The sequence below is a fragment of the Pseudobacteroides cellulosolvens ATCC 35603 = DSM 2933 genome (assembly GCF_001262605.1).
Taxonomy (GTDB): domain Bacteria; phylum Bacillota; class Clostridia; order Acetivibrionales; family DSM-2933; genus Pseudobacteroides; species Pseudobacteroides cellulosolvens.
The window spans coordinates 6,218,708-6,241,421 of sequence record NZ_LGTC01000001.1; the positions used below are offsets into that span (position 1 = coordinate 6,218,708).

A 22,714-nucleotide genomic window follows, 5' to 3' on the forward strand; every position below is an offset into this window, starting at 1 on the left:
TAATTAATTCTTAAATTAATGTAATATGAAAAGTTGTATATTAAATGTGCAAATACATAAAAATCAATGTAAAAAATTGATTGATTTTATGCAGTCTTTAGATTTGAAAGATCTTACATTATAAATATCGGAATAAATTATGGAAAAGTTTATAGGGGGTGGCAAAAAAGTGAGAAGTGGAAAAAAGGCAAAATTTAATATAATACTGTTGCTATTTATCGTGCTGTCTTCAGCGTGCAGCAGTTCTGAAGAACAATCTATCCTTGCTGTGAGTAATAATAATATTCTAAATTCAGCTAATGAGGCCAATAATTTTTATGAAAGTATGTATGTGGATAGAAAAAGGGAATATAAACCTTATGAAAATTCCTATAAAGAGGAATTAGTAGAATATAAAGGCACTGTAAATCACATTTTTTTCCACCCTCTTATAATATATCCGGAAAAGGCTTTTGATGGTGATTATTTGTCCGAGGGTTATAATGATTGGTTCGTTACGGTGAAGGAGTTTAAAAAGATAATAGAAAGCCTCTATCAAAAGGGTTATATGCTGATTGATATTAATGATACCTTCGATGCTGCTGAAATCGCCGGAAGAAAGATGTTAAGGGAAAAAAGGCTAATGCTTCCAAAAGGGAAGAAGCCTTTAATAATATCAATTGATGACATGAACTATTATGAATATATGATTAATAACGGTAATGCACATAAGCTTGTAATAGATGATAATGAAATAGTAAAGACATATTCAAAAGATAAAAATGGACAGTCAGTCATATCTAATGATAATGATATTGTACCTATATTAGATGATTTTGTTAGTGAACACCCGGATTTTTCTTTAGAAGGTGCTAAGGGAATTATAGCATTAACAGGCTATGAGGGTATTTTAGGCTATAGAACTAACAATATAAAATCCCTAACATACGAAAACGAAAAACGGGAAGCAGTAAATTTGGTAAATAGGCTTAAGTCTACGGGATGGACTTTTGCGTGCCATGGATACGGGCATCTGGATGCATATAAGATTGATATCAGCAGGCTCATGAGAGATACCAACCGTTGGAAAAGTGAGGTGGAACCCCTTATTGGACCAACATCCGTCTATATTTATCCTTTTGGCAGTACTGTCAATTATACCGACCCAAAATTTAAGTTTTTAATGGATAAAGGGTTTGATGTTTTTTGCGGAGTTGGGCCTGAAACTATCACCGAGTACAAAAAGGATTGCATAATTACAGACAGAAGGCCAATTGACGGAATCAGCCTAAATTATCCCAAAAGGCTAGCAGATCTGTTTGATTGCAATTCGGTGATAGATAATGTCAGACCAGATAAATACTGAAAACTATAACGTTAAAAGCATTCGTGATTTTGTTCTGCCAAATGTAAGATTATAACTGATTTTAATTATATGGCGGTTAAAGCTTAAATATAGTACAATATCTATTAGAGAATCTACATAAAAATGATTGATTCCTATATAATATACGGGGTAAAAAACATGGAAAATGTTAAAGTACTTGTTGTTGAGGATGAAAGCTCCATTAGGAAGTTTATTAATATAAACCTTGAAAGAAGTGGGTTTGAAGTAATAGAAGCTGAATCAGGGGAAGACGGACTCAAAAAACTAATGGAATGTAGTCCAGAGGTGGTTGTGCTGGACATAATGCTCCCTGGTATTGATGGCTTTGAGGTATGCCGCAGGATTCGCGAAGAAAAGTCCGATGCGGTTGTTATAATGCTTACGGCTAAGGGCCAGGATATGGATAAAATTGTAGGCCTTGAATTGGGGGCTGACGACTATATGGTAAAGCCATTTAACCCGTTGGAACTGGTAGCAAGGATAAGGGCTAACCTTAGAAGAATAAGCAAACCCTCAGAAGAAGATAAAAACATTATCGCAACTGGAAAGATAAAGCTTGATATATCAGCACAGAAGTTTTACAAGGATGGAAATGATATTGAGCTTACGCCAAGAGAATTCGCAATTGTCAAAGTATTCATGGAGAGCCAAGGTAAGGCCTTCAGCCGGGATGAGTTATTAAATCATATTTGGGGAAGGAACTATTTTGGAGATATAAAGACAGTGGATGTCCATATTAGAAGGCTCAGAGAGAAGATTGAGGATGATCCATCCGATCCAAAGCTTATAGAGACAGTCTGGGGATTTGGATATAGATGGCGGAAGGCGGAATAGTATGAGAAGCATAAGAACCAGATTGGCAGCAAATTTCATGTTTGTAATTATTATAACAGTCCTTATTTTGGAGATACTTCTCATAAATGTAATAAAGCAAAACTATTATATCAGCAGGGAAGGCTTTTTAGTCAGCCAAATTAAGGTGTGTTCTGATATATATCTTAGGTATTACTCCGATACGTCAATTTATGAAAATGTTTTAAATGATGTTGATACATTTTGGAAAACTACCACTGCACAAGTTCAGATAGTTGATCTTAAAGGTGTTGTAACAATGGATTCAATCCCTAATGAGCATAAAGATGTATCTGGTATGAAGGACGTTCAACAAGCTTTAGGCGGAAGAATAGGTACATGGGTAGGGAATGTTGATTACACTGATGAGGAGGTTATGGCAGTCTCATGCCCTTTAAAGTCGAAGTCGGAAAATAAAACTGTTGCTGTTCTGAGGTTTATAGCATCTTTGGAGGATATAAACAGAGAAGTAGGGAGAATTACTAAAATTTTTATTTTTATAGGGATTGCTGTAATTTTGATTTGTGGTCTTTTAAGTGTATTGCTTGCCAATTCAATTGTTGAGCCTCTTAAGGAGATTAAAGGTGTTGCAGAAAGAATGTCATTAGGGGATTACAAGATAAAGAGTATTAAAAAGAATGATGATGAGATCGGAAGGCTTTCCGATACATTGAATCATATGGCTGAGGAAATACTAAAGAAGGAGCAGCTTAAGAATGATTTTATATCATCGGTGTCCCATGAGCTGAGAACTCCACTTACATCAATAAAAGGCTGGGCAGTTACCTTAAAAGTTGGAAACCCTGAGGACAGGGAGCTTATCATGGATGGTCTTGAGATAATTGAGAAGGAGAGTGACAGGCTTACTTCCATGGTTGAGGAGCTATTGGATTTCTCTAAGTACGTATCAGGTAAATTGCAAATAGTAAATAAGGAGGTTAATCTGAATGACCTTCTTCAATACTTGGAAATACAGCTTGCAGCAAGAGCTGAAAGGGAGAATGTTGAGTTTTCCGTTACACGCAGTGGAGAGCTTCCAAATATATTTTCCGATGAAAACAGGCTAAAACAAGTATTTATCAATATAGTTGACAATGCTTTCCGTTTTACTCCTCCAGCCGGTAAGATTAATTTTAATACTCATTGCGAGGATAACAAGGTCATATTTGTTATTAAGGATTCTGGCTGCGGGATTTCACCGGAAGAACTCCCAAAGGTAAAGGAGAGGTTTTATAAAGGAAAAAACGAGAAATCAAGAAATGGAATAGGTCTTTCAATTTGTGATGAATTAGTTACTCGAATGGGAGGGTCCTTAAGTATAAAAAGTGAGCTTGGATTAGGTACTGAAGTTACAGTCATAATACCTTTTGATGGAGGTGGGATTTAATTTGATTAAAGCATTAAAGCTTAGTGCATTGATGTTAATATTTGTTCTTCTTCCAGGATGTTTTACTATGGGCAAATCGCCGGGTATTGAGATAGCTCCTCCCAAAAACAATATTTTACCCTTTGAGGGTGTTTGGGAGGTTGTAAATTATATAAATGGAGGATTTCCATCATCAAAGAAAAAGGATGTTGAGAGTTGGATTGGTAAAAAGGCTGTTTTTTCAACTTATGGAATAAAAGTTGGGGATAATATATGGGCTAAAACCGGGTATAAGGTCAAGCGAGTAGTTGCTGAAGATTACTTTCTATTCAGGTACGGTATATCTTCCATTGATTTTACTGCCAGCGAAAAAGAGGTATCTGTTACAACCATTACATCGGGAGACAAGTTTCTATATGATTTTATCAGGATAAGTAACGATGAAGCATTGCTTTCAATTCAAGGCAGTATATATATGATAAAAAGGCTTGATAAAAATATAGATCAAATGCTTGTTAGGGAATTGGCCAATATGAAAGATCAGGAGAACGAGACCCAGCTGCAGACTGAGTCTGAGAGTATGAGCTCGGGCTTGCTATTGGGAATCAGATTTATAAAGAATAACGGCTCTATTACAGAGTATGGCTATAAAACATTATGGATAGCATGTAAGGATTCTGTTTTTCATCCTGTCTTGGAAACGGATAACATATTTCTTCCAAGAAAGAATGGTTTTTGGAAGGTTGAAAGTGACAGAGTGAAGGTAAGTTCTTCAGAAGTGGTTGGAAAAGAAGGTACACATGAAAGCACTATAGGAGGAGTCTTTAAGGATACAGCAACTAAGAATGCAGAATTAAGGGAAGAAGACAAACTAATGGTTTATAATCCATACCAATTGAATAATAAAAGTGTGGATTCAGGAACATCAAACCTTTCTGATAAAAGCAAGTCATTAAACTCTTCCATAATACAGCCTCCAAACAATAAGGAGCAAAATGGATTATTCAGTAACTGGAAAAACGTATATAGAAAAATCCTTTTTATTGGTAATGATTATGCATCCATGGAAGTTACTTATAGAGATAAACTGTCTAATGAAAAGGAAGGTAAAGAAATTAACATCATGAAGGTACAGCCTGTTGATAATATTACAGGTGAACATGGCCTGAAGATATCTCATATAGCAGGAGATAAAGGTCTTAAGATGCTACGGGACTCAAGAAACAGTTTGATCTCAGGCCTTAGATCATCAGGAGGCAGCATGATGGATGAAAGCATTGAAGAAGAGAATTTCTATATGCAAAGAAAAAATGGACATTGGTTTTTAAAAGGAAGGCTCAATTACAATAATAATGGTGTATTTGGATACCATGATTTTAATATCAATCTTATTATACCTTATACATTGGTGAGGTATGATGTTCTTGCATTGCCATGGACAGATATTAAGGATCGTGTCCCGGATGCAGTTGATGCATTTACTTCTCCGAATGAAGATTTGGCAGTTATTGTATCCGAATCCAAGCTTTATGTCTATCAGATTAACGAAGGAAGACTTAAATATGAGCCTTATGCAAAGATTAAGCTTAATAAGGGCGAATCCGTTATTATGGCTGAATGGGCTACAGGAAATTATGTTGATAACTGGGAGGACACATTTATGAAAAACGACTACAAACGGGTAGCTGGTGAAGAATAGCTAAACATGAACGGGATTTGCAACAGAAGTTACGTTTAGGCATTAACAAATAATCGACTAGTCAATGAGGCATTTCAGAAAGCTGAATTAATGATATTATACAAAAAAGACTTGAATAATATATTTTTTAAAATGGCCTTAGTCATTACTAAATAGGGCCTATGATGCCTGGAAGTAATATGGTATACTGGATAAAATGCATTAAAATTAGTTATCAGGAGGATGGATATGGAGAATTTTGAATTTTACAGCCCTACCAGGATAGTGTTTGGGAAGGATACGGAAAATCAGGTAGGATTACTCACCAAAAGCTATAGTAAAAAGGTATTGCTGCACTATGGCGGAAGCAGTATTAAAAAATCCGGCCTTTATGATAGAGTGGTTAAGTCATTGAGGGATGAAGGTATAGAGTTTGTTGAGCTTGGAGGAGTTGTTCCAAACCCAAGGCTAAGTCTGGTAAAAGAAGGTATTAAGCTTTGCCGTGATAATGGCTTAAACTTTGTGTTGGCTGTTGGAGGGGGAAGTGTTATTGATTCTGCTAAGGCTATTGCAATAGGTGTTCCTTATGAAGGAGATGTTTGGGACTTTTTCAACGGTAGGCAAGTAGAAAAAGCACTTCCTGTAGGTGTAGTTCTTACAATACCAGCAGCGGGCAGTGAAGCTAGTCCTAATTCAGTTATAACAAATGAAGACGGATGGTATAAAAGAGGTATGGGATCAGATTTGGTACGTCCGGTATATTCTATCTTGAATCCGGTTCTTACTTATACGTTGCCTGATTACCAGACAGCATGCGGGGCTGCTGACATTATGGCACACATTATGGAAAGGTATTTTACCAATACAAAAAATGTTGATTTGACTGACAGGCTTTGTGAAGCTACATTAAAGACCATGATTAGAAATGTTCCCCTGGCATTGGAAAACCCCAATGACTATAATGCAAGAGCAGAGATCATGTGGGCAGGAAAAGTTGCACACTTTGGTTTGCTGGGTACTGGAAGGGTTCAGGATTGGGCTTCTCATGATATTGAACATGAGATCAGCGGTATATATGATGTAGCTCACGGTGCAGGGTTGGCAGTAGTTTTTCCGGCGTGGATGAAATATGTTTACAAAGAAAATGTTGAAAGGTTTGTTCAGTTTGCATCCAGGGTTTGGAATGTGGATGTTTGCTTTGAAGATCAGGAAAAAACTGCTTTGGAAGGTATTAAAAAGCTGGAGGACTTTTTCAGACGGATTGGGCTTCCAGTGACTATGAAAGAGCTTGGAATTACAGACGACAGGATGGAAGAGATGGCTTCCAAATGTACTAGGGGAGGAACTTCTACAGTAGGTAATTTCAAAAAGCTTGCCAAGAATGATGTATATAATATATTGAGGATTGCCAATACGTAAAGCAACGGGATGGAAAAATGCAATTTTATAAATCTACACTTGCAAAAAAGTCTAATTCATGTTAATATTTATTTATCCTTAAAAATTGTTTTCACTACTATGGTGTAGTTGATGAAAGGCATAGAGGCTTTCTTGTTACATGGAATATGTAACGGAAAGCCTTTTTTAGTGCAAAAAAAGTGTTAGAGCAATTATCTTTAGAGGAGGGGGAAGCATATGGATTGCAGTAAGTTCATCATATCAGGCGAAGATAAACGGACATTAACTTTATTTAAAAATATATTGGTAAGCAGCGGCCATGTTTTTATAGGTTACTTAAAAGAGCCTACCAACCTTCTAAGATGCATAAGAACCAACGTTCCAGACTTCATTATTGTCGAAGCCACAAATGATTTTTCTGAACTTAAAAGAGTACTTGAAATAATTGATGATGAGATTCTTGCAGCATGTGTCGTGGTGATGAATACTAAAAATGATAAAATTATTGAATTTATAAAGGGAAAAAGGGTATTGTCATATATTACAAAGCCTGTATACGAAGAACCTGCACTTCAGGTAATAGACATGTCTTTATTGAATTACAGCAGAATTATTGAATATGAAAGAAAAGTAAAAAAGCTGAACGAAACTTTGGAAAGCAGAAAAATAGTAGAAAAGGCAAAGTGGATTTTGGTTCAGAAGGATGGATACACTGAAGAGGCGGCTTATGAAGTGATAAGAAGAAAGAGCAGGGATAACCGCATTCCCATGAAGGAAATAGCGGAAGCCCTGATATTAACTAAGGGATGATTAAAATATTACTTCCGCTTTTGAGCGGGTGTTGACGAGTTAAGTCAACACATGAGCGAAATTGATAGCGGAAGTTATATTTGAAGCATCACTAAGGGATGATTAAAATATAACTTTAAAATGCAATTTATAAAAATAAAACTTGCAAAAATATATTGACAATTAATAATAATGGTGCTATAGTAAGTAGTAACAGAAAAGTTAATATCTGATGTAAGATCCTTGAATGATTTTTATATCGGGAAAGAGCCAGGGTGCTAAAATCGAAAACTATGATTTTAGTGCCCTTTTTTGTTAAATGTCTAGCTTAAAAGTAATCATCAATCAAAAAATGAATGGAGGTCGTTATTATGAGACAGGTAGCTATTTATGGTAAAGGTGGAATAGGAAAATCAACTACAACACAGAACTTGACAGCCGGATTGGGTGAAATGGGAAAGAAAATAATGATTGTAGGCTGTGACCCGAAAGCAGATTCAACAAGACTTGTACTAGGCGGGTTGGCACAAAAGAGTGTGTTGGATACACTTCGTGAAGAGGGTGAAGAAGTTGAACTCGAAAACATCATGAAAAGAGGCGTATTCGATATAAGATGTGTTGAGTCAGGAGGTCCTGAGCCTGGTGTGGGATGTGCAGGAAGAGGTATTATAACCTCCATCAACATGCTTGAACAGTTGGGAGCTTATACGGATGATCTTGATTATGTGTTCTATGATGTATTGGGTGACGTTGTTTGCGGAGGGTTTGCAATGCCCATAAGAGAAGGAAAAGCACAGGAAATTTATATTGTTGCTAGTGGTGAAATGATGGCTCTGTACGCTGCCAATAACATATGCAAGGGTGTTCAGAAATATGCTTCAACCGGAGGAACTCGTCTTGGAGGTATTATATGCAACAGCAGAAAAGTTGATGGTGAAAAAGAACTTCTTGAAGCCTTTGCAAAAGAACTGGGAAGCCAGCTTATATACTTTGTCCCAAGAGACAATCAGGTTCAAAGGGCGGAGATAAATAAGAAAACTGTTATTGATTTCTCTCCTGAACATGAACAGGCTGAAGCATATCGTGGTCTTGCAAAAGCTGTTGATGAAAATGACATGTTCGTTGTACCAAAACCGATGGTACAGGACAGACTTGAGTCAATCCTTATGGAACATGGTATTTTGGATATTTAACATTGGAATTTGAGACAGACAAATGTAAGAGATTAATCACTTTAATTTAAATGAAAAGCTTATCAAAATATAGATCTTAATAGATTGGAGGAATTAATTATGTTAATGGTAAGAGCTATCATTAGACCTGAGAGAGTTAATACTGTATTGTCCGAGTTGTGCGATGCAGGTTTTCCGGCGGTAACGAAGATAGATGTAATGGGGAGAGGAAAGCAGAGAGGTGTTAAAGTAGGAGATGTATTCTATGATGAAATACCAAAGGAAATGCTGATAATGGTTGTAAAAGATGAAGATAAGGATGATGTAGTAAAACTGATAATGAAAAATGCCAAAACCGGACAGAAAGGTGCTTTTGGTGATGGAAAAATCTTTATCAGTCCTGTTGAAGAGGCCTATACAATAAGCTCAGGATCAAGCGAACTATAGGGGGTAGAAGCTTATGAAGGAGATAATGGCAATAATAAGAATGGATATGATCAATAAGACGAAAGATGCTCTTTTAAAGGAAGAGTTCCCATCTTTACACTGTAAAAAGGTAATGGGCCGTGGAAAGAAAAAGGTTGATTACTCATTGATAGAAGATTTAATTAATGGAAATGAAATGATGTCCCCAATGCTGGCTGAGGTTGTCTCAGAGGGCCACAGGCTTTTACCCAAGAGGCTTTTATCTCTCATTGTTGAGGATGATCAGGTTAAAAAAGCAGTTGAAATAATTATTAATACAAACAGCAAAGGTAAGCAGGGGGATGGTAAGATATTCGTTCTGCCTATTCTGGATACTATAAGAGTAAGGACTGGCGAAACAGGAAATGAAGCCGTTTAGTGGGAGGTGGCAGTGATGAAAAGTAAAATAGATAGAGTTATTGAGCAGTATCCGGCAAGTGTCTTTAAAAATCGTAAGGAGCATGTTCTCCTTAGAAATACCGAAACACCGGAACCACAAACTATAACAGCCAATACAAGAACAATTCCTGGAATAATAACTAATAGGGGATGCTGCTATGCAGGCTGTAAGGGTGTTGTTTTGGGACCTTTGAGAGATGCTTTGATTATAACACATGGTCCTATAGGATGTGGATTCTATACCTGGGGTACAAGAAGAAACAAGGGAAGAACCAAAGGAGATGAGCAGAATTATTTAAATTACTGCTTCTCAACAGATTTACAGGAAGGCGATATTGTATTCGGAGGAGAAAAAAAACTGAGGAAAGCAATAACTGAGGCAGTAGGCATTTTCAAACCCCAAACTATAATGATATGTTCCACATGTCCTGTAGGTCTTATCGGTGATGACATAAACGCAGTAGCCAACTGGGCTACAAAAGAATATGGGATAAAGACTATTGCATTTAGTTGTGAAGGATACAAGGGTGTCAGCCAATCAGGAGGTCACCATATTGCAAATAACGGTCTTATCAAGCATATTATCGGTACAGGTGATAGGGCTGTAGGTAAATATGCTATAAACATATTGGGAGAGTATAACATTGGTGGTGATGGCTGGGAAATTGAGAGGATGCTTAAAAAAATAGGCTATGATATTGTTGCACCAATACCTGGAGATGGTACTGTAGAAGAAATGAAAAGTGCACATAAGGCAGATCTCAATTTAATCCAATGTCATCGTTCAATAAACTATATAGGTGAAATGTTGCGTACCAAGTATGGAACTGACTGGATAAAGGTTAATTTTATTGGAGTAAATAGTACAATAAAGAGCCTAAGGGACATAGCCAAGTATTTTGATGATCCTGATCTCACAGCAAGGACTGAAGCTGTAATAGCAGAGGAACTGTCTGAAATTAGTGAAATGATGGATCAGTATAAAAAGCTGTGCCAAGGTAAGACAGCAGCACTATTTGTCGGCGGTTCCAGGGCTCATCACTATCAGTACTTGCTAAGGGATTTAGGTATTGAAACAATACTTGCAGGGTATGAATTTGCTCACAGAGACGACTATGAAGGTAGAGAAGTAATACCAAACATAAAGGAAGACGGTGACAGCAAAAACATTGAAAGCATAGAGGTTCAGCAGGATCCCAAATATTACAGGGTAACTTTATCACAAGACAGATATGAGAAGCTGAAAGAAGAAATATCATTAAACTACTATGCCGGTATGATGAAGGATATGCCTAATGGAACCATAGTTATAGATGACCTTAATCATTATGAAACTGAAGAACTCCTTAAGATTTTAAAGCCCGATATATTCTGTTCAGGAATAAAGGATAAATATATTGCACATAAGGCTGGTATTTTCTCAAAACAGCTTCATTCATACGATTACAGCGGACCGTATGCAGGGTTCAGAGGTGCCGTAAATTTTGCAAGAGACATTACAATGGGATTAACAACTCCTTCATGGAAATTCGTGACTCCACCGTGGAAGACCGAGCCTATGATTGAAGGAAGTTATGTAGGGAGGTAATTGATATGTTAGATTTAACACCTAAGGAATATTCCGAAAGAAGTGCCTTGACAGTAAATCCTGCGAAGACTTGTCAGCCGGTAGGAGCAATGTATGCAGCACTTGGAATTCATAAATGTCTTCCTCACAGCCATGGGTCACAAGGCTGCTGTGCATACCACAGAAAGTTTCTTACAAGGAATTTCAGAGACCCCGTAATGGCTTCAACAAGCTCTTTTACAGAAGGTGCATCGGTTTTTGGAGGAGGAACAAACTTAAAAACAGCAATTAAAAATGTTTTTTCAATATATAACCCAGATATTATTGCCATACACACAACATGTCTGTCAGAGACTATAGGAGATGATATTCCTTCGTTTGTTGCGGGAGCACAAATCCCTGAGGGTAAACTGGTTATTCATGCAAATACACCAAGCTACCAGGGGTCACATGTAACTGGTTTTTCAAACATGGTAAAAGCCATGGTTACGTATCTGTCAGAAAACAGCAAGACTCCAAATGAAAAGGTTAATATACTGCCTGGGTTTGTAAACCCAGGAGATATGAGAGAAATGAAAAGAATAATGAAGGCCTTTGGCCAGGAGTACATAATGCTTCCTGATACAAGCGGAGTACTTGATGCTCCAATGACAGGAAAATATGAAATGTACCCGAAGGGCGGTACTACAGTAGATGAGATAATTGATTCAGGTAATTCCATGGCGTCTGTTGCTTTAGGAAGCTTTGCTTCAAGCGATGCAGTATATGCACTTGAAAAGAAATGTAAGGTACCGGGAAAGGTGCTAAAGACTCCAATTGGAATAAAAGCAACTGACGATTTCCTTATGGCGATATCAAAGCTTACAGGTAAGCCAGTCCCGGCAGAACTGGAAGAGGAAAGAGGTCAGGTGGTAGATATAATGGTGGATTGCCATTACCACTATCACGGCAAAAAGGTAGCTATTTTCGGTGATCCTGATCTGGTTATTGCTCTTACTGAATTTGCTCTAAGCCTAGGAATGATTCCAAAGTATGTTTTGACAGGAACTCCTGGAGAAGCATTTGAAAAGGAAGTAAAATCCATGCTGGAGGAATCAGGTATAGAAGGGAAAGTAAAAGCCCTTGGAGATCTTTTTACTCTCCACCAATGGATTAAAGAAGAACCTGTTGATCTCATTATGGGAACAACTTATGGTAAGTATATAGCTAGGGCGGAAGACATACCGTTTATGAGGATTGGATTCCCCATATTAGATAGAAGTGTACATTCCTATTTACCCATAGTAGGGTACAAAGGTGCTATGAGAATAATTGAAATGATCAGCAACACATTACTTGACAGACAGGACAGAGATGCAGCAGATGAAGATCTGGAGCTCATACTGTAAGCATACCCCTTCCTCTTATTCCTCACTTTTACCAATTACGCAAAGTCGCATTTATAACCATTTTATCTGTTGCACCACATACCAAAGACGTTCGTCAAGGCCCTTTGGGGCATTGAGGTTCCATGAATGGGCCATTCTGTCTCACTGGTAAAAGTGAGGATATTATTAATTACCTAAAAATTTAGAAAAACAGCCGAAAGGGGTGATAGCTATGGAAAATATTTTAGAGAATGACATATTGGAAGAAAGAAAAAAGTCTATATTCTGTAATTCAGAGTTTAAAAACAATTTAAAATGCGAGTCCGACAGCGTTGCAGGTTCTATTAGCCAGCGTGCTTGTGTGTACTGCGGTGCAAGAGTTGTATTAAACCCTATAACCGATGCGTTTCATTTAGTTCATGGTCCCATTGGTTGTGCCAGTTATACATGGGATATAAGGGGTAGTCTTACAAGCGGATCCGACACTTACAGGAACAGTTTTTCAACTGATTTAAGAGAGGAAAATGTAATTTTCGGTGGAGAGAAAAAACTTGAAGCTGCGATTGATGAAATTGTAGAAAGGTTTTCACCAAAGCTTATATTTGTTTACGCAACATGTATTGTTGGAGTAATTGGTGATGATATTGAAGCGGTTTGCAAAAGTGCAGAGAAGAAGTATTCAATAAGGGTTATACCTGTTTTATCAAGCGGATTTGCAGGAAATAAATCAATGGGATATAAAGCAGCTTGCAGGGCACTGTTAAAGCTAATGGGAGAGCCCAACGCGGAAAAGATTAATGGAGTTAACTTTTTAGGAGATTTCAACCTGGCAGGTGAGATGTGGATAATAACAAAATACTTAAAGCAGGTAGGGATAGATGTAGTTGCAAAGGTTACAGGGGATTCTACTTACAAGGAAATTATAAATGCCCCGAAAGCATCTTTAAATGTTGTTCAATGTGCCGGATCAATGACATTCCTTGCAGAAGAAATGCAGAAAAGATACGGTATACCATATATAAAAGTAAGCTTTTTCGGTATTGAGGATACAAAAATATCATTAATGAATATAGCTAATATGATTGAAAATAAGGAAACTTCAGATAGAGTAAAGAAATTGGTTTTTATTGAAGAGCTTAAAGTAAGAGCAGAGCTTTCACGTTACAGAGAACGGCTAAATGGCAAGAGAGCTGCTATCTATGTAGGAGGAGGCTTTAAAGCAATATCACTCATAAAACAGTTTGCAGATCTTGGCATAAAAACCGTCATGGTAGGAACGCAAACTGGAAGAAAAGATGAATATGATGTTATAAGAAGTCTTGCAAGCAGTGATACCGTGGTACTTGATGATACAAACCCAGCAGAGCTTGAGAAGTTTATCAAGGAAAAAGGTGCAGATGTCCTGGTTGGGGGAGTGAAGGAAAGACCCTTAGCCTACAAGCTGGGAATTGCATTCTGCGATCATAACCACGAAAGAAAGCACCCGTTATGCGGTTTTGAAGGTGCAGTGAATTTTGCAAAAGAAATAGATTCGACAGTAAATAGTCCTGTATGGAATTTTGTTTAAGGCGATTTCAAAAATTTCCTTGGTCAATTTTTAATGGTGAAAAGTACTAAATTCAATATTTTTGAAACCGCCAGTTGACCAGTTATTTTTTAGGAATTACCTAACGTCAAGGCAGTTTATAAAGATTGGGGTGATTAAAATGGCAGGCAGAAATTTTGTAAACTTAAATATGAATCCTTGTAAGATGTGTATGCCAATGGGTGCTGCACTGGCATTCAAGGGTATTGAGAACAGTATCTTGCTGCTCCACGGATCACAAGGTTGCAGCACCTATATAAGAAGACATATGACAGGCCACTACAATGAGCCTATCGATATAGGATCCTCCTCATTAAGTGAAGAAGGTACTGTTTATGGAGGTGAGAGCAACCTTAAGAAGGGCCTTAAAAATATTATCAAGGTTTATAACCCGGATATAATTGGCGTTGCAACCACATGCCTTGCAGAAACAATAGGGGAAGATATAAAAAGGATAGTAACGGAATTTAAAGAAGAGGAAGAGATAAAAAATCTTAAAATTGTGCCTGTACCTACACCGGGATATAGCGGAACCCAGTTTGAAGGCTATTTTTCAGCCCTTAAAGCGATGGTTGAGGAGCTAGCCAAAAACAACAAGCCAAATGGAAGAGTCAATATAATTGTAAGCAACCTGAACCCGGGAGATGTAAGGAACATAAAAGAAATACTTGAAGCATTTAAGATATCTTATACAATGTTTCCAGATGTTTCCGAAACGTTAGATGCCCCTTACAGCAAAGACTATAAGCGTATCCCTCCCGGAGGTACCAAAATAAGTGATATAGTGAATATGCCCGGAGCATCTGCCACTATTGAAATAGGTTATACAATCAGCAAGGAATTATCCCCTGGGCAATACCTCATGGACCATTGGGGAGTAAAGCTCTATAGATGTCCAATGCCCATTGGGATTGAAAATACAGACTTGTTTTTAAGTATTCTTTCAGAAATCAAAGGGAAGCCTGTTCCTGAGAAGATATTGAAGGAAAAGGGCAGGCTGATAGACGGAATGATAGATTCACATAAATTTAATTCTGAGGGAAGAGCTGTAATATATGGTGAGCCTGAGCTTGTGCATGCACTAGGTAAACTCTGCTTTGAGAATGGGATTAAGCCTGTGTTGCTTTCAACTGGATCTCAAAATAAGGTTATAGGCCAGATTGTCCTTCCCAAAAACTTTGAGGAAAAACCGGTAGTAATTGATGATGCCGATTTTGATACTATCAGGGAGAAGGCAAACAGCTTAAATGCCAATATACTTATTGGAAGCTCTGATGGAAAAGTAATTACTGAAAAGGATGGAATTCCTCTTGTGAGAGTAGGATTTCCCGTACATGACAGGGTAGGAGCACAGAGACAGGTGATAACCGGTTATAATGGAACGCTAAGGCTCCTTGACGAAATCACAAACACACTTATTGAAAATAAATACAATAAATATAGAAAAAGCATGTTTGATAAGTATTATGAAGATGATGAAGCCAGGAATGAAGCTAAAAATGTCAAGAATGAAGCTAAAAATGAAGTGGAAAATAGGTTTGAAATTGAAGCAAATGAAGTAAAAAATGGAGCGAAGCAGAAGAAGGAAGAAGCCACAATTGATGAGAAGACTTTAACCCATCCATGTTTCAGCGGAGGATGCCAGAATGCCAGAATGCACATCCCTGTAGCACCGGCGTGCAACATTTCCTGCAATTACTGCAATAGAAAATATGACTGCCAGAATGAAAGCAGACCGGGTGTAACCAGCAAGGTTTTGACACCTGAAGAGGCGGTGGAGAAATTCATCTATGTGAGACAAAAGGTACAGAATCTTAAGGTAATTGGAATTGCAGGACCTGGGGATGCATTGGCAAACTTTGATGATACAAAAAAATCCCTTGAAATGATAAGGTCCGTCGATCCTGATATAACATTTTGCCTTTCTACTAATGGATTGATGCTCATGCATTATGCCGATGAAATAATTAGGCTGGGTGTAACCCATGTTACTATCACTATAAATGCTATTGATCCTAAAATAGGTGCACTCATATACAGGGAAGTAAACTTTATGGGGGTAAAGCTAACAGGGGAAAAGGCAGCTAGAGTCCTTTTGGCAAACCAGCTTGCGGGTCTAAGGTATTTATCCTCCAGAGGCATAGTCTGTAAAGTGAACATTGTCATGATAAAGGGCGTAAATGATAATCACATTGAATCTGTAGTAGAAAAGGTGAAAGAATATGGTGCCTTTATGACAAACATAATGCCGCTTATACCTGCGGCAGGGAGTGTTTTTGAAAATATGCCCATGACCAGCAACAAGGAACTTAATGATCTGAGAAAAAAATGCAATATACACTTAAAACAGATGTATCATTGCAGGCAGTGCAGGGCTGATGCCATAGGTGCTTTGGATGAAGACTTATCGTCGGAATTCATGAATGACAAATGTGTAGCACCATGCACAGAAAAGGCAAAAGTTGATAAAGACAATGTTTATACCTTTGCGGTAGCATCAAAAACAAATATATATGTCGATCAGCATTTCGGCCATTCAGAGGGGTTTTATATATATAAATACAGTAAATCCGGTGTAGAGCTTATTGAACAGCGAATGATAAGCAAGTATTGCACAGGCAGCGAGGATTGTAATCATGAAGACAAAATACAAGCAATTTTAAAGACAGTTTCCGATTGTAATGCTGTGATTGCAATGAGAATAGGGTATCAGCCGTTAAAAGAGCTTGAAAAGGCAGGCGTTAAGGTGATTCAGACATGTGAAAGAATTGAAGATGCTGTACGTAATGCTATGGAAGGACTCTCAAATACTGGTCAGGTTGACCTGGTTGTATAAGTAATAATTTTGTCTAAATTGTATCTATAAGTGCTTGATATTGAGCATTTTAAAAATAATTATTGGAGGTGTTTTGTAATGCAGAAACCAAAGTATCATGTATTTGTTTGTTCAAGTTCAAGGGTTACGGGACAGCAGAAAGGTTATTGTTTTTCAAAGGATTCGGTTTCCGTTATACAAAAGTTTATGGAAGAAATTGAAGAGAGGGAAATGGGTGGAGATATTCTAGTTACAAATACAGGATGTCTCGGAATATGCAGCAAGGGGCCGGTAGTAATTGTATACCCCGATGGTGTCTGGTATAAGGAAGTGACTGTTGATGATGTTTCAGAAATTGTTGAGGAGCATCTTGAAAACGGTAGGGTAGTAAGTCGACTGGAAATTAAGTGATGATTGAAATCTAAGTAGGGAATGCTTTATTGATTTTGTTGCAGCAATATGATTGGTTTGCACATTTATAATAGTTCAGAGGTGGTTTGAATGAAAAAGATATATTTATTGCTGCTTGCTATGGTAATGATGTATGTGTTTGCAGGCTGCGGCAAGGGAGATGAAATAGCGGCTGAGAGCGGTAGTGAAAGAATAACTGTATTTGCTGCAGCCAGCCTAAGTGAAAGTTTTACTGAGCTCGCCAAAGAGTTTAAAAAGAAGGAAGGCAATAATGTAAAAGTGGAGTTTAACTTTGCAGGGAGCCAGACCCTTAAAACCTTATTGGAAAACGGTGCTAAAGCCGATATTTATGCACCAGCCGAAATAAGTTTTATAGATGAATTAAAAAACAAGGGTTTTCTCAATGATTATAAGGTTTTAGCAAAAAATAAACTTGTTTTAGCAAATAATATAAGGTCAAAGTATGATGTTAAAGATTTAAAAAGTTTAGCATCAAGAGGCATCAGGATAGCTGTTGGGGATAAAACCGTTCCGGTGGGTAAGTACTGGATAAAAGCATTGGAGCGGGCATTAGAGGATGATGTAATAGATGAGGAAGATATGCAGCTTATTGAAGGCAATATCAAAACAAGGGAGCTTAACGTGAAAGACATTGTAAGTAAAGTGTATTTAAATGAAGTTGATGTAGGTGTGGTTTATGCAACCGATCTTACAGAAGCAAACACGGGAAAGTTAAAGGCAGTAGAAGTAGCTGTATTTGACAAAATAATAGCATCCTATCCTATAGCTATATTGAATGGGTCAGAGGACAGGGATTATGTGAAAAGGTTTTATGGTTATGTTCTATCTGATGAGGGGAAGAAATTACTTCAAAAACACAAATTTATTGTAGATTAAGGTATGATTAAAAAGTGATTGGCGGGATAAGGAGGTGCGGTTATGAGCAGAAGCGGTGTAAGTACGGTAAAGTATAAGGCTAAAGATATAAATCATACATTAGATGTAGATAAGCTGAGATTGGATAAAGAAAAAATCCTTTTAGCATTTATGGTTATAACTGTGCTTCTTTATTTTATAATCATAATGATACCTATGGTTTCCATAACCGGCACAGCAGGATTTATTAATACTCTGTTTTCGCTAAAAAGCACCGAAAGCCTGTCTGCTATAGGTATAAGCCTGATGACAACTGCATTTAGCGTGATAATGACATTTGTGTTGGGAACCCCCGTAGTTTTTATTCTTATGAATAACAAAAAGAGCATTTTTACCAGACTGCTTGATATGACCGTCAATATACCTGCAGTATTACCTCCAGCAGTAGCAGGTCTAGGTTTGCTTCTGGTTTTCGGAAGAAATGGATTTATTGGAAAAATACTTGAAGGTTTCGGGGTGGAAGTAGTTTTCACTCCCCTTGCTGTTATTTTGGCACAGTTCTTTGTTGCCTCGGGCCTTTATATAAAGGTCTTAAAAACAGCAACCGATGCTATTGATCCGGAAATACTCGAGATAACCTATGTGATGGGGGCTGGAAAGATAGAAACCTTTTTAAAAGTTGTTATTCCAATGATAAAAAAACCAATAATTGTAGGGTTAATCCTTTCATGGACCAGGGCATTGGGTGAATTCGGTGCTACCATTATGTTTGCAGGAAATGTTTTGGGAAAAACCAGAACCATGCCGCTGGAGATATATACTTTGATGCAAACCGATATAACTAAGGCGGCTGCTTTAGCGACGGTGCTTTTTATAATAACGTTCATTATGCTAGTTATAACAAAAATATGGTTAGAGGAATGAGGTGTTTAGAATGGCGATGTTTCTGGGGAATAATAGGATCTTGAAGATAATTGACAGAACACTGCCTGAGATTGTTGCAAGTAAGAGCAAATTTAATGGCAGTGATATATTGAATTTTTGCAATCTTGTTAAAATCATGGGAATAGATCTTTTCGAAGTGGATTCTGCAGTGATGAAAAAGATCAATAAAATGCCAAAGGGAATAGATTTTATATACAGGGCAAACTCCGAGTACGAGCTTGAAGAGTGTATAAAGAAGGGAATCAAATACTGTGTTGTTAAGTGGATAAAAATGTTAAACCCTTATTTCTGCGATATTATATTAAAAAGCAATTTGTCGGTAACGGTTGAGTATAAAGTCGAAAGCATACAGGATCTTAATAAATTGGATAAGATGCTTGCTATGGGAAAATTAAGAAGTAAAGGCAAACTCAGAATCAAGGGACTTGATAGGGTTGTTTCCGATGAGTGGGTAGAAGTTCTCAAGAGCATAAGCAAAAAATATTATTTAGATATTGATGTTTGCCCTGATAACACATTTAACATCGCTACAGCGATAAGCATTGAAGGAATAATGGGCGGGATGAATACTATTACAGGGTCATTTATGGGATATGGAAGCGGGAATGGTTATGCTGCAATAGAAGAGGTTCTACTGGCAATAAAACTGCTTATGAATACCAAAACAAACACGAAACTTAATATATTGCCGCAATTAAAAAAATCCTTTTGTAAGATGACAGGTATGGTGGTGCAGGACAATAAGCCTGTTGTAGGAGAGGATATATTCAAGTATGAATCGGGAATACATGCAGACGGAATTGAAAAGGATCCATCAACTTACGAGCCTTATAATCCGAACGAAGTGGGCCAGCAAAGGAAGCTTGTTATCGGCAAGCACTCAGGTAAGAAATCAGTGTGCAAGAAGTTTAAGGAGCTCGGACAGGAAGTGGATGAAGATAATATATGCACTATATTGGATATGGTGAGGATTAAAAGCATTGAGATGAAAAGAGAATTGTATGACCATGAGCTGAAAGACATTTTGTCATGCAGCAAAGCTGTATGAGATGATTAGTTTAAATTCAATGGAGGGGTGCTATGATCAGGATAGTGGACACCACATTAAGAGATGGGGAACAAAAAGCGGGTGTGGCCCTCAGCATTGATGAAAAAATACAAATAGCCGGGATTCTTGATAAGGCTGGAATTTATCAGATAGAAGTTGGTGTTCCTGCCATGGGTGGAGATGAAAAGAAGAGCATACAGAGAATTGCCGGGCTAGGCCTTAAAAGCAGAATTTCCACATGGAACAGGATTAATATTGACGATATTAAGCACTCGGTAGAATGTCAGCCCGATATAATACATATATCTGTTCCCACCTCCGATATTCAGATAAAATCAAAACTGAGAAAAGAAAGAAGCTGGGTTATAAATACCCTTAAAAGGTGTCTATGCTTTGCACTTGAAAGCGGACGTGAGGTGACGGTGGGGCTTGAGGACGCATCAAGGGCAGACTTCGGCTTTCTTTTGGATGTGGTTGCAGAGGCTTCTTTGGAGGGAGTAAAAAGGGTAAGGTATGCTGATACGGTAGGGGTATGCTACAGACAGAAAGTGTACGAGGAAATATCGGCAATAAGGACAAAGATTGGAGTGGATGTAGAATTTCATGCACATAACGACCTGGGTATGGCTGTTGCCAATTCCATGGCAGCATATATGGCCGGTGCAGATTTTATAGATTGTACAATAGGGGGGATAGGTGAGAGGGCAGGAAATTGCAATTATGCCGAGTTTGTGGCCGCGGTTAAAGGTTGTCTTGATGAATGGAATAATGTCAGTATAAGGGATGTTATGGAAGTGCAAAGCAGAGTGATGAACATAATTTATAAGAGGTAGGAAGTATTTGCAGGGATCTTTCTGGTTATTTTGTTATGTCTAACTTTTAGATTTCAAGCATTATCCCAATTCAATCATTTGCCAAGAAGTATGGTGAGACTAGGTATTTTAAATCTTTGCTTATTACCCAAAATTGGATAGTTAGCTCTTGTGATATATCTAACGGATATTGTTCTAAATATATTGGAGGTGCAAAGCCCGGGGGTATAGTCTAAACGTTGTTAATAATTACCCTTATGGACCATAGAAATTATAAAAAATATCTCTTTGATACATGGGATCATTTAAGAATCTATTTATATGAAGCTTTGTATCCTCAAGCTTTTGAATATATTCATCCAAGTCTATATCCACACCAAAAATGATAATGTTGTTATTTGCATATTTACCGTCTTCATACTCATCTCTTAGCTGTTTATATGGTATGCCGGAGAAATAGCTTGAAAAAGCAAGCAATAAATCAGTATTTTCTACTTTGTCTAGTGCTTTATCTACTAAATAAGCTACCACTACATATGATACAGATGCAGCAATCCAACACCATCCGATACCAGGTATTACTGCGGCAACTGCCCATGATGCAGCTATACCGGCTGCAGCAGATAAAATGCCTTTCGCTGTTTCACAGGCAAAAACATAAGCTGCACGCTCAAAACTCCTGGAGATATAATATTCCTCTATTGCACAATATCCTGATATTATAAATGTGATTATGAGATTACCCTTTATTCCTGATTTTATTTTAAATTTGACCATGTTTTTGGGACTTAGTCTGGATTTGGTACTAGGGCCAGTTTTTATCTCGTATTTATTATTTTTTGGTGTGATTTTTTGTGCAAACTTAATCTCTTCTTTTATGTTTATAGCGAGAGATATCTCGTCGGTACAAAGCCGGAAAGGCTCCGGCTTATTTTCTTTTGGTGCAGCATGAAGCTGGGCGTTATGTTTATCCACAAAGCCCTCATATTCAGGTAGCTTAAAAAATTTATCATTTATCTTAAAAGGATAATTGGGGTCATATAACAAAGGTCCATACTCATATTTTGCACTTAGTGTATCTTTATATCCTTCGAGATATTTCATATAAGGCATTGTGGTTCTTCCTGGGACAGAAAAGTATTTCCCGTCAATATTCACTATTGGAAGCGGTTCGTAAAGCGGGTAACTTTCCATAGAACCGTTATATATGTATTCTTCATAGAATGCTTTTTTGGGATAAATTAAAATATCTCCTTTTTTATTATTAATAATCATTTGATTATACTCAGTATGTTCAGAATATTCCTCTATGATATTATAAATGTCCCCTCTAATATAGGAAAACTTTGTGGTGTTTTCGATGTTTGGATATTTGGATAGTCTATTATAGTCAGGTATTTTTAGTTTTTTATTCGGTTTATATATTGTCCCTTTTATTACAGGCCAAAACACCCTAGAGCCCTCACTGAATGAGTGACATAATTTTCCGTTTGCATCGAAAATTATTTGTTCAAAAAAATCATACGCATTTCCTTTTGAAGACTTATACTCTTTTTTAGCGATATCATATAACGAAACCTCACCTTTTACAACAATTCCCCAGCTACCAATAATAGGTGCGTTTTCAATGTCTTCAACATAAAAACTGCTTTTAGGATATTTCGAACCAAGTCTTACAAAGCCCCTCCGCTCAAAAATAAATTTTTTCTCTTTTCTGCTGCGAGATTCTCCTTTTTTACCTGGAGTTGTGCTTTTACTGTTCTTTCTGGCATTTGTACCGGCATCCATATTCAAATCCACCTC

General features: G+C 37.4%; 19 protein-coding genes. 18 read left to right on the top strand and 1 reads right to left on the bottom strand.

All coding sequences use genetic code 11. The features are described from left to right. Positions 1–169 precede the first annotated feature (169 nt). The 18 genes from Bccel_RS25745 to Bccel_RS25830 all read left to right on the top strand — a co-directional run bounded on the left by Bccel_RS25745 (position 170) and on the right by Bccel_RS25830 (position 20,932). On the top strand, positions 170–1,345 hold the full coding sequence (locus tag Bccel_RS25745; RefSeq protein WP_036944828.1) for a polysaccharide deacetylase family protein: 1,176 nt from the start codon (positions 170–172) through the stop codon (positions 1,343–1,345). A gap of 159 nt (positions 1,346–1,504) precedes the next feature. Then, on the top strand, positions 1,505–2,200 hold the full coding sequence (locus Bccel_RS25750) for a response regulator transcription factor (protein ID WP_036944846.1): 696 nt from the start codon (positions 1,505–1,507) through the stop codon (positions 2,198–2,200). Position 2,201: 1 nt separating this feature from the next. Next, positions 2,202–3,605, top strand: coding sequence for a sensor histidine kinase (locus Bccel_RS25755; RefSeq protein WP_036944827.1), 1,404 nt, complete (start codon positions 2,202–2,204; stop codon positions 3,603–3,605). A gap of 1 nt (position 3,606) precedes the next feature. After that, the gene (locus Bccel_RS25760) at positions 3,607–5,283 is read left to right on the top strand and encodes a hypothetical protein (protein ID WP_050753868.1); all 1,677 of its coding nucleotides are present in this window, start codon (positions 3,607–3,609) and stop codon (positions 5,281–5,283) included. A 228-nt stretch (positions 5,284–5,511) separates the two neighbouring features. Further along, on the top strand, positions 5,512–6,681 hold the full coding sequence (locus Bccel_RS25765) for an iron-containing alcohol dehydrogenase (protein WP_036944825.1): 1,170 nt from the start codon (positions 5,512–5,514) through the stop codon (positions 6,679–6,681). 216 nt (positions 6,682–6,897) lie between these two features. Continuing rightward, on the top strand, positions 6,898–7,470 hold the full coding sequence (locus Bccel_RS25770; RefSeq protein WP_036944824.1) for an ANTAR domain-containing response regulator: 573 nt from the start codon (positions 6,898–6,900) through the stop codon (positions 7,468–7,470). A gap of 350 nt (positions 7,471–7,820) precedes the next feature. Next, positions 7,821–8,642, top strand: a complete 822-nt coding sequence (gene nifH, locus Bccel_RS25775; protein ID WP_036944823.1) for a nitrogenase iron protein — start codon at positions 7,821–7,823, stop codon at positions 8,640–8,642. Between the two features lie 99 nt (positions 8,643–8,741). Continuing rightward, positions 8,742–9,068, top strand: a complete 327-nt coding sequence (locus tag Bccel_RS25780) for a P-II family nitrogen regulator (protein WP_036944821.1) — start codon at positions 8,742–8,744, stop codon at positions 9,066–9,068. Between the two features lie 13 nt (positions 9,069–9,081). Further along, positions 9,082–9,465, top strand: a complete 384-nt coding sequence (locus Bccel_RS25785) for a P-II family nitrogen regulator (RefSeq protein ID WP_036944820.1) — start codon at positions 9,082–9,084, stop codon at positions 9,463–9,465. A gap of 15 nt (positions 9,466–9,480) precedes the next feature. Next, positions 9,481–11,073, top strand: coding sequence for a nitrogenase molybdenum-iron protein alpha chain (nifD, locus tag Bccel_RS25790; RefSeq protein ID WP_036944819.1), 1,593 nt, complete (start codon positions 9,481–9,483; stop codon positions 11,071–11,073). Between the two features lie 5 nt (positions 11,074–11,078). After that, a complete protein-coding gene (gene nifK, locus Bccel_RS25795) occupies positions 11,079–12,440 on the top strand; it encodes a nitrogenase molybdenum-iron protein subunit beta (protein WP_036944817.1) in 1,362 nt (453 codons plus the stop codon). A gap of 211 nt (positions 12,441–12,651) precedes the next feature. Beyond that, the gene (gene nifE, locus Bccel_RS25800; protein ID WP_036944816.1) at positions 12,652–13,986 is read left to right on the top strand and encodes a nitrogenase iron-molybdenum cofactor biosynthesis protein NifE; all 1,335 of its coding nucleotides are present in this window, start codon (positions 12,652–12,654) and stop codon (positions 13,984–13,986) included. Between the two features lie 139 nt (positions 13,987–14,125). Next, entirely contained in the window at positions 14,126–16,840 is a 2,715-nt protein-coding gene (gene nifB / locus Bccel_RS25805) for a nitrogenase cofactor biosynthesis protein NifB (protein ID WP_036944814.1), read from the top strand. Between the two features lie 78 nt (positions 16,841–16,918). Then, positions 16,919–17,230: a 2Fe-2S ferredoxin gene (locus Bccel_RS25810; RefSeq protein ID WP_036944813.1), complete on the top strand. Its 312-nt coding sequence runs from the start codon at positions 16,919–16,921 to the stop codon at positions 17,228–17,230. A gap of 90 nt (positions 17,231–17,320) precedes the next feature. After that, a complete protein-coding gene (gene modA / locus Bccel_RS25815) occupies positions 17,321–18,127 on the top strand; it encodes a molybdate ABC transporter substrate-binding protein (RefSeq protein WP_036944812.1) in 807 nt (268 codons plus the stop codon). A 42-nt stretch (positions 18,128–18,169) separates the two neighbouring features. After that, positions 18,170–19,030 (top strand): ABC transporter permease, encoded by an 861-nt coding sequence (locus Bccel_RS25820; RefSeq protein ID WP_081927169.1) that lies wholly within the window; start codon positions 18,170–18,172, stop codon positions 19,028–19,030. Positions 19,031–19,040: 10 nt separating this feature from the next. Beyond that, the gene (locus Bccel_RS25825; RefSeq protein WP_036944810.1) at positions 19,041–20,099 is read left to right on the top strand and encodes a homocitrate synthase/isopropylmalate synthase family protein; all 1,059 of its coding nucleotides are present in this window, start codon (positions 19,041–19,043) and stop codon (positions 20,097–20,099) included. A gap of 32 nt (positions 20,100–20,131) precedes the next feature. Beyond that, on the top strand, positions 20,132–20,932 hold the full coding sequence (locus Bccel_RS25830; protein WP_036944809.1) for a beta/alpha barrel domain-containing protein: 801 nt from the start codon (positions 20,132–20,134) through the stop codon (positions 20,930–20,932). 234 nt (positions 20,933–21,166) lie between these two features. Here the strand turns inward: Bccel_RS25830 and Bccel_RS25835 are convergent, their stop codons facing one another. Beyond that, the gene (locus Bccel_RS25835) at positions 21,167–22,699 is read right to left on the bottom strand and encodes a hypothetical protein (protein WP_036944808.1); all 1,533 of its coding nucleotides are present in this window, start codon (positions 22,697–22,699) and stop codon (positions 21,167–21,169) included. Positions 22,700–22,714 lie beyond the last annotated feature (15 nt).